Origin of the sequence: Streptomyces incarnatus (assembly GCF_001027185.1) — a bacterium.
Lineage (GTDB): Bacteria > Actinomycetota > Actinomycetes > Streptomycetales > Streptomycetaceae > Streptomyces > Streptomyces puniciscabiei.
The window spans coordinates 1,009,649-1,021,516 of sequence record NZ_CP011497.1 but is presented as its reverse complement, the minus strand read 5'-3'; the positions used below and the strand labels follow the sequence as shown (position 1 = coordinate 1,021,516).

Sequence of the window (11,868 nt, the reverse complement as noted above, 5' to 3'; positions counted from 1 at the left end):
CCGGGTGCTGACGGCGGATCGGGCCGGGCGCTATGGCGGATCGGGGGGTGCGGGACGGGCGCTGACGGCCGACCGGGCTGGGCGCGGGGCGAGCGCGGGACGGGTGCTGGTGGCGGACCGCGCCCGGTCCGGGCAGGGCGTGCCGGCGGCCCTCGCTCGCCGACGGCCACTCGGCAGGCGCAGCGCGCCCTCGGCGGCCGACGACCGCGGGCCCCCACAAGGACCCCCTGGGGCGGTGCGGGAGGCGCGGACGGGCCGCCCGGGCCGGTGCGATCTGCGTGCGGGCCGGAAAGCTGGGATCCTGATCGGGTGGAGTCCGCTCCGCATGCCGAGGACAGGGGGTGACCCTGTGACCACGCGGCACGAGATCACGGGGCGATCGGCCGGTCCCCGCGTCGATCCCCTGGGAGAGCCGTTCCTGCAGACCCGGTTCGCCCTGCCGGCCACACCGGCCACGTTCCTGCGGCGCCCGCGGCTCGCCGAACGCCTCGACCAGGCCTTCGAGACCCCCCTGACGATGGTCAACGGCTCGGCCGGCGCGGGCAAGACGCTGCTGGTCGCGGACTGGGCGGCCCGGCTCGGACAACCGGTGGCCTGGCTCACCAACGAGGCGGGAAGCCAGGGCTGCGGAGTCTTCTGGGCCTATGTGCTGCAGGCCCTGCGGGCCGCCGAGGTGCCGCTCCCGGCCGATCTCGGCTGTCCGGGCGAGGCGCACCGCGTGGACCACAAGCTGCTGGCCCGGCTCGCCGACGAACTGAGCGCGCGGGAGCGGCCGGTCGTCCTCGTGCTGGACGAGTTCGACCGGGTGACCTCCGCGCGGATCGCGGAACAGCTGGAGTTCGTCCTGCACCACGCCGGACAGGGGCTGCGCCTGGTCCTCGTCACCCGCACCGAGCCGCTGCTGCCGCTGCACCGCTACCGGGCGGCCGGGGCCATGACCGAGATCCGGGACGCCGAGTTGGCCTTCACCGTGGACGAGGCCGCCGCGCTCCTGGACCGGCACGGGCTGCGGCTTCCCGCGGAGGCCACCCGCGCCCTGGTGGAGCGCACCAGGGGCTGGGCCGCCGGGCTGCGCCTGTGCGCCCTGGCCGCCCCGCAGAGCCCGGACCCGGAGACGTATCTGAAGGACTTCGAGGCGGGCCGGAGCCCGATCGCCGACTTCCTGCTGGCCGAGGTGCTGAAACGGCAGCCGGTCCGCACCCAGGACCTGCTGCTGCGCGTCAGCGTCGTGGAGCGGTTCACCCCCGCCCTGGTGGCGGAGCTGACCGGGCGCGGCGGTGCCGAACAGGACCTCGCCGCACTGCACGGCCAGAACGCGTTCGTGGAGGACCTCGGGCACTCGTGGTACCGCCTGCACCCGCTGTTCGGCGAGATCCTGCGGGTCCATCTGAGGGTGCGCTCGCCCGGGCTCGAGACCGAACTGCACCGGCGCGCCGCGCGGTGGCTGCGCGACTCCGGCGCCCTCGCCGAGGCACTGGCGCACGGCGCCGCCGCGGGCGACTGGAACTTCGCCGCCCAGGCCCTCGTCGACGACCTGGCGATCGGCCGGCTCTTCACCGGGCTGCGCGCGAGCGAGCTCGTCGAGCTGTTCTCCCGGATGGGACCCGAGGCGACGACCGCCGCGGCGGACCTCGTGCGCGCCGCCCGCGACCTGTCCGCGTACGACGTGGAACACGGCCTGGTCCAGCTGCGCCGGGCCGAGAAGCGCCTCGCCGCGGAGCCGGACCCGGCGGGCCGGCTGAGCTGCCTGCTGCTGCAGTCCCTGGCGGCCCGGCTGACCGGTTCGCCGGGCATGGCCGAGCGGGCCGTGGCGGCGGCCGAGGAACTGCGGGGCGAGGTCTCCGCCCAACTGCTGGACAAGCACCCAGAGTTCACCGCCCTGCTGCTGACCCACCTGGGCTCGGCGCGGCTGTGGGCCGGGCGCTTCGACGACGCGCGCGCCGTCCTCGCCCAGGTGGTCGCGTGCCCCAGTGGCGTCTCCACGGCACTGCCGCGCGAGGACGCCCTCGGACAACTGGCGCTGATCGACTACCTCGACGGCCGGCTGTGCCGGGCGGAGCACACGGCACGGGCGGCCCGGCGGGAAGCGGAGAAGTACGGCCTCGAGCGCCCCCACTCCTGCGGCTCGGGCCTCGGGCAGCTGGTGCTGGCGGCCGTGGCCGTCGAGCGCGGCGAACTGGGCGACGCCCAGGCCCTGTTGGACGAGGCGGCGGACGCGGGAGTCCCGCGCGACCCGGTGACGGCCGCCGGCCGGTCCCTGGCGACGGCACGGCTGCTGCTGTCGCGGGGTGAGCCGCGGGCCGCCGCGGCGGCGGCCGACCCCGCCGTACCGGCCCTGGCGACCTCCCCCTGGGCGCGGGCGCAGACGGCGCTGGTCGCCTCCGCGGCGCAGCTGGCCGAGGGCCGCCCGGACAGCGCCCTGAAGGTGCTCGACGACGTCTCCCGCGACGGTGCGTACGCGTGCGCGGCGGAGATGGCCTGGGCCCGGCTCGCCGCCGGCGACCGGGAAGCGGCGGTGGACCTGCTCGACGACGTGCGGACGCAGGGCCGTACCGGCCCGGGAACGATCGTCCGGGCCGCGCTGGTGCGCGCCGAGGCCACTCGGGAGTCCGACGCCGGCACCGCGCGCAGAGTGCTCGCCAGGGCACTGCGGGAGGCCCGGCGGGAACGGCTGCGGCGCCCGTTCCTCGAAGCGGGACCGGGGATCCGGCACCTGCTGGACACACCGCCGCTGCAGGGCCTGGCGGCCGGCTGGCTCACCCCGCGCGGCAGTCCGGGGGCGGCCGAGGAGGCCTCGTCCCCGGTGGTCGAGGAACTGAGCGGACGCGAACGCGAGGTCGTGGGCAGGCTGGCCGACCTGATGTCCACGGAGGAGATCGCCGCCGACCTGTACGTCTCGGTCAACACGGTCAAGACCCACCTCAAGAGCGCCTACCGGAAACTCGGCGCGAACTGCCGCGCCGAGGCGGTGCGCCGGGCCCGCGACCACGGGCTGATCTGACCGGGCTGATCCGACCGGGCTCACCGTGTCCGGGTGTCTCGCCCGCGGCGGGTGAGGCGCGCGGCGGCACCTCCCGTTCCCCTGAGGGGGCGGGAACACTCGGCGAGGCGGTGGAACCCATGGGACACTGGCGCACCCTGATGGTGCTGGGCACGGCCCAGTTCCTGATGGTCCTGGACACCTCCGTCATGAACGTCTCCATCAGCCAACTGGTCGCGGACTTCCACACCGAGGTCACCGCCATCCAGGCCGTCATCACCCTGTACGCACTGGTCATGGCGGCGTTCATGCTCATCGGGGGCAGGCTCGGCGACATCCACGGCCGCCGCCGTCTGTTCCTGCTCGGACTGATCGTCTACGGCACCGGCTCGGCGCTCACCGCCCTGGCGCCCACCCTGTGGGTGCTCGCCCTCGGCTGGTCGGTGATCGAGGGGCTCGGCGCCGCGATGGTGCTGCCCGCGATGGCGGCCCTGGTCGCCGAGGCCTACCGCGGCCGGGACCGTGCCGTCGCCTACGGCGTGATCGGCGGCCTCGCGGGTGCCGGCATCGCGGTGGGCCCGCTGCTGGGCGGCTGGGTGACGACGTATCTGACCTGGCGGCTCGTCTTCGCGGGCGAGGTCGTGGTCGTCCTCGCCGTCCTGCTGTGCCACCGGGTCGTCAAGGAGGCCGCGCGGACCGGACCGCCGCCCCGGCTGGACGTCGTCGGCGCGGTGCTCTCGGCCGGCGGACTGGGGCTGGGCGTGCTCGGTGTGCTGCAGAGCAGCACCTGGGGCTGGGTGCACCCGCGCAACCCGCCCTTCACCGTTCTGGGCTTCGCGCCCACCCTCTTCGTCGTCGCCGCCGGGGTGGCCGTGCTGGCCCTGTTCGTGCGCTGGGACCGCAGGCGGGAGGCCTCGGGCGCCGATCCCCTGGTGCACCTGTCCCTGTTCGGCCGGCCGCCGCTGCGCTCCGGTCTGCTCACCCTGCTCAGCCAGAACCTGATCCTGCTCGGACTGTTCTTCACCATTCCGCTGTACCTGCAGGTGGTGCAGGGATTCGACGCCTTCCAGACGGGGCTCAGGCTGCTGCCGGTGTCCGTCACGATGCTCGTCACCTCCCTCGGCGCCGCCAGGCTCGGCCGCACCATGGGGCCGCGCCGGGTCGTGCGGCTGGGCCTGCTGACGCTGGCCGCGGCCATCGTGTGGCTGCTCGCCACCATCGAGCCGAAGATCGACGACGCGCAGTTCGCCGGCGCCATGGCGGTGCTCGGCATCGGCATGGGGCTGCTCGCCTCCCAGCTCGGCAACGTCGTCCAGTCGAGCGCCGGCGAGGCGGAGCGCAGCGAGGTCGGCGGCCTGCAGTTCACGGCGCAGAACCTGGGTTCCGCGCTGGGTACCGCGCTCATCGGGTCGATGCTCATCGGCGCGCTGGCGCACGCGTTCACCGCCGGCGTGGAGAGCCATCCCCAGCTGTCGGCCCAGACCAAGCAGCAGACCAGCGTTCGCCTGCAGGCCGGGATCAGCTTCGTGCCCACCGACCAGGTCCGCGCGGGCGCCCAGCGCGCCGGACTGCCACCGTCCGAGGTCGACGCCCTCACCTCCGCGTACGCCTCGGCACAGCTCGACGGCCTGAAGGCGGCCATCCTCGCCACCGGCGGGATCACCCTCGCGAGCCTCCTCGTCACCCCGCACCTGCCGACCGCGCCGGCCCGCCGTGGGCGCCCCGCGCAGGGCGGCGCACCGGCCGGTGTCGCGAGCGCCATGGAGTAGGGGGCATGAAGGCAACGGGGACGCCCGCGACCGGCCGCGCCACGGCCCGGGAACGTCGTGCGGAGCGCCGTGCCCACGCCGACTACACGGGTGCCGTCTACGGATCGATGCTCGCGGCGTCGGTGGTGATCGGCGCCGGTGCGCTGGGGAAGTTCCCCCGCGCGGAACTGGTCGTCCTGCTGCTGCTCACCGGCCTCGTCTTCTGGGTGGGGCACGTCCACGCCCAGCTGTTCGGGGCCCGTCTGGCGCAACAGGCCCTGGACCGGCCGACCGTCCTGCGGGTGTGCGCCGAAGAATGGCCGATCGTCAAGGCGGCCGTGCCGCCCGCCCTCGCCGTCGCCGTCAGCCCGCTGCTCGGCCTGGACGTCGACGGCGCGATCTGGCTGGCGGTCGCCGTCGCCGTGACCGGCCAGGTGGGCTGGTCCGCGGCCGGCGCACGGCAGGCGGGGGCGTCCTGGCGCCTGGTGGCGGGCACCGCCGCGGTCAATCTGCTGCTCGGCCTGGCGATCATCACCTTCAAGATCGCTCTGACGCACTGAGTCCCGGCCTCCCCGGATCACCTGTGCCGGGTGAGGCCCGGTGCGGCCGGGCGGAGCAGGATCGGGGGCAAGACGGCAGCAGGCCCGCGGCGGGAGAACGGCCCATGCGCTACGAGATCCGCGTCGATGGACAGATGTCGGAGATCCTCACCGAGGCCTTCCCGGAGCTGGATCACGTGATGATGTCCGGTCAGACGGTGCTGTTCGGCCCCATCATCGACGAGGCGCAGCTCTACGGGCTGCTGAACCGCTGCCAGTCGCTGGGACTCCGGGTCGTGGAGATGCGGCAGCTGCCGGAGTGAGCGGCACCCGCGGACAGGCCCGGCGGACGTCCCTCACAGAGCGGACGTCCCTCACAGAGCGGACGTCCCTCACAGATCGGCCGCGACGATCCGGCCCGCGCGGACCGCCCCGCCCAGCGCCTCGAAGTCCCGCTCGGTGCGGTCCGCGTAGGCCTGCGCGAACCCGCACAGCGCGCGGTCGAAGCGGTCCCCGCCGCCGAGATAGGCGGCGATGGCGACGGGATCACCGGAGCGCGCATGGGCCCGCGCCAGGGCGGCCCCGCACACCCGGCCGGACAGGCTCAGCAGATCGGGGCCCCAGTGCTCCGGCCGGAGGCTGCCCTTCCAGTCCCACAACTGCCGGACGTAGAAGTCCCGCTCGCGTCCGTCGAGGCCCACCACGCGCGTCCAGCCCAGGAAGATGTCACCGGCCGCCTGCAGGAGCCGCTGGCCGTCCACCACCCTGCGGCCCTGGTTGTCGTACCGCTCGCCGCCCGTGTGCGCCGCGAGCACCGACTCCTGGGCCTCCTTGGCCTGCAACAGCAGCGGATCGTCGTCGTCCCGGCCGAGCAGCAGCAGGACCCAGCAGCGGGTGCCGACACTGCCGACCCCCACCACCTTCCGCGCCATGTCCACCAGCCGGTAGTGCCGCAGCAGGTGGCGCCGGTCCGGGGGCAGGGTGCGCGCGTACGACTCCAGCAGCGCCTGGAGCGTCTTGTGCTCCTCGTCGGTGGAGGTCTCGCCGCGCAGCTCCCGCAGGGGGGTGAGCAGCGGCGGGTCCGCGGCGATCCGGCGGCCCTCGGGCGTACGCCGGGTGAGTTTGGCGAAGGCCCGCAGCTGCGTCCGGGAACGGGCGCGGGCGGCGGCTTCGGCCGTACGACGCCTGCTCTCCTCGTCCATCGAGGCGGCCAGGAGCCCGCGCAGCCGGTCGGCGTCGTCCCGGGCGTACCAGATGTCCAGGGTGCGCATGCCGGCGAACTCCCGCATCCGTTGCCGGTAGGCCCGCACGCACGTGCGTACCGCCTCGTCCTGCTCCTGCCGCGTGAACCCGTTCTCCCGCCCCGCGACGGCGAGACTGGCCGCCAGCCGCTTGACGTCCCATTCGAACGGGCCCGGGAACGTCTCGTCGAAGTCGTTGATGTCGAACACCAGATGCCGTTCCGGCGAGGCCAGCAGCCCGAAGTTCAGCAGATGGGCGTCCCCGCACAACTGGACCTCCAGCCCGGTCCGGGGCAGCGGGGCCAGGTCCGCCGCCATGACCGCCGCCGCGCCCCGGTAGAAGCGGAAGGGGGACGCGAGCATGCGGCCGTAGCGGATCGGCACCAGCTCCGCAACGCGGGTGGCCGCCTGCCGCTCCAGCACGTCGACCACGTCCGGCCGGTCCGGCGCGGCCTCGAACACGCCGTGGACCGAGCGCGGCGCGCGCCTGCGCGCCCTCCTGCCCCGGGCCGCTCGGTCGGCCGGCGACAGGGCGACGGTGACGGCGCTCGGTGCGGTCATGATCCACCCTCCTGGTCCACCCTCCTGGTCCTGCGGCCGGCCGCAGGACCGTGCGCTCCACCCCACCGCCCGGTCCGGCCCGAGGGATCACCCGCGGCGGGTGATCCGGTGCCCGCCCCGCCCTGGGAATGCTGTCCTCTCCAGGGCCGTGGGCCGCCCCGTCGGCGGTCCGTCGCGCGGCCCGCGCCAAGCGCGCGAGGAGGAGCCATGACCGAGCCGCGTGGACAAGAACCGCGAGCCGGGACGCCGTATTCGCCCGGCGCGGCGGCGAACGGCCCCGCACAGGCGATGACGGTGCTCGCCCGCTCCTGGACCTGGATCCTGGCGTCGGCGGTCGTGACGCTCGTGGCGGGCGTGCTGATCCTCGTCTGGCCGGACGAGACGCTGCACGTCCTCGCCGTCGTCATCGGCCTGTACCTGCTGCTCGGCGGCGTGATCCGGTTCGTGACGGCGTTCGCGCGGGAGGACCACGCGGACCGGTTGGCCGGCCTGCTGGTCGCCGTGCTGTACGTCCTGGCCGGCGTGCTCTGCCTGCGCCATCCGCTGCAGACCGTCACCGCGCTGACGCTGGTCGTCGGACTCGTGTGGCTGGTGTCCGGCCTGCTCACCCTCTACCCGGCCCTCGCCGCGAAGGACCTGCCGCACCGGGGTGCCGTGCTGGGTGCCGCACTGCTCGGCGTCGTGGCCGGGATCGTGGTGCTCGCGCTGCCCGCCGAGTCGGCGCGGGCGCTGACCCGGCTGCTCGGTCTGTGGCTCGTGCTGCTGGGCCTGGTCGAGTCGGTGGTCGCCTTCGCCTGGCGGACCGCGCTGCGCAGGGTCGACTCGCTGCCGGGGGCACCCGGCCGCGTCGACTGACCCGGACGCACGATCACCCGTCCCGGGTGAGGTCGTGCCGTTCTCACCGTGTGCATGGTGAGAACGGCAGAGACCGGCCCGGCGAACCCCGTGGGCCGGGTGCCCCGGACGGAGGAAAGAGATGAGCGCGCAGACCTACCTCGCGTACGACTATCCGGTGCTGGGTGTCTTCTGGTCCATGCTGGTGTTCTTCCTGTGGATCATGTGGTTCGTCCTGCTGTTCCGGGTCATCGTCGACGTCTTCCGCGACGACGGCATGAACGGCTGGGCCAAGGCCGCCTGGACACTCTTCGTGATCGTGGTCCCCTTCCTGGGCGTCCTGGTCTACCTGATCGCCCGCGGCAAGGGCATGGGGGAGCGGGAGGTGGCGCAGGCGCGCGCCCAGCAGGAGGCCTTCGACTCCTATGTCCGGCAGACCGCGCAGGGTACGGCCGCCCCCAGCAGCGCCGACGAGCTCGCCAAGCTCTCCGCCATGCGCTCCCGCGGTGAGATCACCGACGACGAGTTCCGCAGGGCCAAGGAGCTGGTCCTCAGCGGTGCCGGGTCGGCCCGGCCTTCCGACACCTTCCACGCCCCCTCCGGGCGCTGAGGCGCGCCCACGAGATCCGAATCGAGGCCCCCTATGACCACGACCCCCTCCGCTCGCGCCCACACCAGCACCCGGCAGGCCTGGGCGGGCGGCCTGACGGCCTTCGCCGGTGTCATGCTGCTGCTCGCCGGGCTGCTCGGGATCTTCCGGGGCATCATGGCGATCGCCCAGGACAACGTCTTCGTGACGACGCCGAACTACGTCTTCAAGTTCGACCTCACCAGCTGGGGCTGGATCCATCTGGTCCTGGGCGCGATCGCCGTGATCGTCAGCTTCGGCCTGTTCACACCCTCGATGTGGGCGCGCGTCGCCGGCGTGGCCATCGCCGGGCTGGTGATCATCGCCAACTTCCTGTCCCTGCCGTACTACCCGGTGTGGTCCGTCGTGATGATCGCCCTGTCCGGCTTCATCATCTGGGCCCTGTGCGTGGTGCAGGGGAGGGAGTCCATGGAGAGCCCGTGACAGGGGGCCGAGCCGCACCGGCCGGCCCGCACGACCCCGACTCCGGGCCGTGCGGGCCGGCCGGTGCTGACCCGCCCTAGTCGCCCCGGACGGGCCCCGCCGCCCTGTCCTCCGGGCTCCGCTGCTGCGGGATCACCACCGCACCCTGCTGCAGCGCCACCGTCCGGGTGGGGGCGGGGATGGAGATGCCCTCCGCGCGGTAGCGGCGGTGCAGGCGCTTGATGAACTCGTGCTTGATGCGGTACTGGTCGCTGAACTCGCCGACGCCGAGGACCACCGTGAAGCCGATGCGGGAGTCGCCGAACGTGTGGAAGCGGATGGCGGGTTCGTGTTCCGGTACGGCACCCTCGACCTCGCGCATGGTCTCGGCGACGACCTCCGCGGTGACCCGCTCCACGTGCTCCAGGTCGGAGTCGTAGCCGACGCCGGCCTGCACCAGCACCGTCAGCCGCTGCTCGGGATGCGTGTAGTTGGTCATGTTGGCCTTGGCGAGCTGGCCGTTGGGGATGACCACCAGGTTGTTGGAGAGCTGGCGGACGGTCGTCTGACGCCAGTTGATGTCGACGACGTACCCCTCCTCGCCGCTGCCGAGCCGGATGTAGTCGCCCGGCTGGACCGTCTTGGAGGCCAGGATGTGGATGCCGGCGAAGAGGTTGGCGAGGGTGTCCTGCAGGGCGAGGGCGACCGCCAGACCGCCGACGCCCAGGGCGGTCAGCAGGGGCGCGATGGAGATGCCGAGGGTCTGCAGGACCACCAGGAAGCCGATGGCCAGGACCAGGACCCGGGTGATGTTGACGAAGATGGTCGCCGAGCCCGCCACGCCCGAGCGGGACTGGGTGACCGTACGGACCAGACCCGCGATCACCCGGGCCGCGGACAGGGTGACCACGAAGATCAGCCAGACCTCCAGGACCTGGTCGACGTGGTGCTGGACGGTCCGGGTCAGCGGGAGCACGACCGCGGCCGCCGCCGCACCGCCCGCGATCGCCGCCCACGGCACGACCGAGCGCAGGGCGTCCACGATGACGTCGTCGCCGCTCCAGCGGGTCCGCTTGGCGTGCTTCGCGAGCCAGCGCAGCAGGGTGCGGGACAGGAAGGCCAGCAACAGGCCCGCCGCCACCGCGATTCCGGCGAGGACGAGGTCGTCCAGGGTCAGCGCGCGGTTCACCGGTCACCTCCGGGGCGCGCGCCTGCTGCCAAGTTGTGAGGTCTCGTCACGTTGTCACCTGCTCGATGTGCGGGATGTGCGATCGCGCCGGCCGCCCGTGAACCCCGGGGACCGGCGCGATCGCCCATCCTGCCGTATCCGGAACGCCAGTTCGCACCCGGACCGGCCGCACCGCGCGGCCGCTCAGACGATGCCCTCCGCGAGTTCGGCCTGATCCCGGTCGTCGCCGTACGCGGCGGCGGTGGGCGTGCCGTACGAACGGCGGGCGACGTACCACCAGACGGTCGCGAGGACCAGGACGACGGCGAGCGCCACCGACGCGTAGTTCATCGTGTCGACGGTGACCGGCGAGGCCTGCGGCAGGCAGAACAGCACCGTCACACCGGCCACCCAGACCACCGCGATCCAGCCGATCGGCCTGCTCCAGCGGCCCAGATGCCAGGGCCCAGGCCGGAAACGGTCGCCCGCGCGCAGCCGCAGCAGCACGGGGATGGCGTAGGCGGGGGTGATGCCGATGACGTTGATGGCCGTCACCGCGTTGTACGCCGTCGCCGAGTACAGCGACGGCAGGGCGAGCACGCCGGCCACGACCACGGACAGCCAGACGGCGGCGACCGGGGTCTGGGTGCGGCTGCTCACCGTGCGCCACAGGTGCGAGCCCGGCAGCGCGCCGTCGCGGCTGAACGCGAACACCATCCGGCTGGCGGCCGCGACCTCGGCGTTGCCGCAGAACAGCTGGGCGACGATCACCACCAGCAGCAGCGCGCTCGCGCCGCCGGTGCCCAGGCCGTCGAGCAGGATCTGCGCGGGCGGCACACCGGTGGCGGTGTTGCGGGTGGCGTCGTAGTCCTGGATGGCGAAGGTCAGCCCGGCGAGCAGGACGAAGCCCGCGATCCAGGACGCCCAGATGGACCGTACGATGCCGCGCGCGGCGGACACCGAGGCCTGCGAGGTCTCCTCGGACAGGTGCGCGGAGGCGTCGTAACCGGAGAACGTGTACTGCGCGAGCAGCAGGCCGATCGCCGCCACGTACAGCGGGTTGTGCCAGCCGGTCTCGTTGACGAACCTCGTGAACACGAAGGACGCCGACCGGTGGTGGTCGGGGACGATCGCGAGCGCGCCGACGATGAGCGCGACACCCGCCAGGTGCCACCACACGCTGACCGAGTTGAGCAGGCTGACCAGGCGGACGCCGAACAGGTTCAGCACCGCGTGGAGCAGCAGGATCGCGCAGAAGATCAGCATGGTCTTCCCGGGCGTCGGCGTGAAGCCCCACTGGAGGTTGGCGAACGCGCCGGTGAACAGGGCGGCGCCGTAGTCGATGCCGGCGATCGCGCCGAGCAGACCGAGCAGGTTCAGCCAGCCGGTGTACCAGCCCCAGCGCCGGCCGCCGAGCCGGTCGGCCATGTAGTACAGGGCGCCGGAGGTCGGGTAGGCGCTGGTGACCTCGGCGAGCGCGAGGCCGACGCACAGCACGAACAGGCCGACGCCCGCCCAGCCCCACAGCATCACGGCCGGGCCGCCGGTGTTCAGGCCGAAGCCGTACAGGGTCATGCAGCCGGACAGGATCGAGATCACCGAGAAGCTGATCGCGAAGTTGCCGAAGCCGCCCATGCGGCGCGCCAGCACCGGCCGGTAGCCGAGTTCGCGCAGCCGCTTCTCCTCGTCCTGCTGGGGCAGGCCCGAGGAGGGCGCGGGCTCGGGGGTGGGGGACATGCGGGGACC

Annotated in this window: 10 protein-coding genes; 7 read left to right on the top strand and 3 right to left on the bottom strand. The window is 73.4% G+C overall.

The window, feature by feature from the left end; translation table 11 throughout:
• Positions 1 to 325: 325 nt before the first annotated feature.
• From ABB07_RS04470 to ABB07_RS04455, 4 genes are all read left to right on the top strand, one after another.
• Positions 326 to 3,001 carry a helix-turn-helix transcriptional regulator gene (locus ABB07_RS04470; protein ID WP_208897469.1) on the top strand — a complete coding sequence of 892 codons (2,676 nt, stop codon included), beginning with the start codon at positions 326 to 328 and terminating at the stop codon, positions 2,999 to 3,001.
• Between the two features lie 8 nt (positions 3,002 to 3,009).
• Positions 3,010 to 4,749, top strand: coding sequence for an MFS transporter (locus ABB07_RS04465; protein ID WP_425264801.1), 1,740 nt, complete (start codon positions 3,010 to 3,012; stop codon positions 4,747 to 4,749).
• Positions 4,750 to 4,754: 5 nt separating this feature from the next.
• Complete coding sequence (locus ABB07_RS04460; RefSeq protein ID WP_208897467.1) at positions 4,755 to 5,288, top strand: hypothetical protein; 534 nt, start codon at positions 4,755 to 4,757, stop codon at positions 5,286 to 5,288.
• Positions 5,289 to 5,392: 104 nt separating this feature from the next.
• Positions 5,393 to 5,590, top strand: coding sequence for a hypothetical protein (locus tag ABB07_RS04455; protein ID WP_208897466.1), 198 nt, complete (start codon positions 5,393 to 5,395; stop codon positions 5,588 to 5,590).
• A gap of 69 nt (positions 5,591 to 5,659) precedes the next feature.
• On the opposite strand, the gene ABB07_RS04450 is transcribed toward ABB07_RS04455, so the two are convergent.
• On the bottom strand, positions 5,660 to 7,069 hold the full coding sequence (locus ABB07_RS04450) for a DUF2252 domain-containing protein (protein ID WP_208897465.1): 1,410 nt from the start codon (positions 7,067 to 7,069) through the stop codon (positions 5,660 to 5,662).
• Between the two features lie 207 nt (positions 7,070 to 7,276).
• Between ABB07_RS04450 and ABB07_RS04445 the strand changes: the two genes are divergently transcribed.
• The 3 genes from ABB07_RS04445 (at position 7,277) to ABB07_RS04435 (ending at position 8,975) form a co-directional block, all read left to right on the top strand.
• Positions 7,277 to 7,924, top strand: a complete 648-nt coding sequence (locus ABB07_RS04445; protein ID WP_208897464.1) for an HdeD family acid-resistance protein — start codon at positions 7,277 to 7,279, stop codon at positions 7,922 to 7,924.
• Positions 7,925 to 8,045: 121 nt separating this feature from the next.
• A complete protein-coding gene (locus ABB07_RS04440) occupies positions 8,046 to 8,513 on the top strand; it encodes an SHOCT domain-containing protein (RefSeq protein ID WP_208897463.1) in 468 nt (155 codons plus the stop codon).
• A 33-nt stretch (positions 8,514 to 8,546) separates the two neighbouring features.
• Complete coding sequence (locus ABB07_RS04435; RefSeq protein ID WP_208897462.1) at positions 8,547 to 8,975, top strand: DUF7144 family membrane protein; 429 nt, start codon at positions 8,547 to 8,549, stop codon at positions 8,973 to 8,975.
• A gap of 76 nt (positions 8,976 to 9,051) precedes the next feature.
• Here the strand turns inward: ABB07_RS04435 and ABB07_RS04430 are convergent, their stop codons facing one another.
• Positions 9,052 to 10,143 (bottom strand): mechanosensitive ion channel family protein, encoded by a 1,092-nt coding sequence (locus ABB07_RS04430; protein ID WP_208897460.1) that lies wholly within the window; start codon positions 10,141 to 10,143, stop codon positions 9,052 to 9,054.
• 183 nt (positions 10,144 to 10,326) lie between these two features.
• Entirely contained in the window at positions 10,327 to 11,859 is a 1,533-nt protein-coding gene (locus tag ABB07_RS04425; protein ID WP_208897458.1) for an amino acid permease, read from the bottom strand.
• Positions 11,860 to 11,868 lie beyond the last annotated feature (9 nt).

What these genes read in the sequence shown, in the direction of transcription:
- ABB07_RS04470 (WP_208897469.1), top strand. Translation starts at nt 326, where the DNA reads ATGCCGAGGACAGGGGGTGACCCTGTGACCACGCGGCACGAGATCACG.
- ABB07_RS04450 (WP_208897465.1), bottom strand. Translation starts at nt 7,069, where the DNA reads ATGACCGCACCGAGCGCCGTCACCGTCGCCCTGTCGCCGGCCGACCGA.
- ABB07_RS04460 (WP_208897467.1), top strand. Translation starts at nt 4,755, where the DNA reads ATGAAGGCAACGGGGACGCCCGCGACCGGCCGCGCCACGGCCCGGGAA.
- ABB07_RS04455 (WP_208897466.1), top strand. Translation starts at nt 5,393, where the DNA reads ATGCGCTACGAGATCCGCGTCGATGGACAGATGTCGGAGATCCTCACC.
- ABB07_RS04445 (WP_208897464.1), top strand. Translation starts at nt 7,277, where the DNA reads ATGACCGAGCCGCGTGGACAAGAACCGCGAGCCGGGACGCCGTATTCG.
- ABB07_RS04440 (WP_208897463.1), top strand. Translation starts at nt 8,046, where the DNA reads ATGAGCGCGCAGACCTACCTCGCGTACGACTATCCGGTGCTGGGTGTC.
- ABB07_RS04425 (WP_208897458.1), bottom strand. Translation starts at nt 11,859, where the DNA reads ATGTCCCCCACCCCCGAGCCCGCGCCCTCCTCGGGCCTGCCCCAGCAG.
- ABB07_RS04435 (WP_208897462.1), top strand. Translation starts at nt 8,547, where the DNA reads ATGACCACGACCCCCTCCGCTCGCGCCCACACCAGCACCCGGCAGGCC.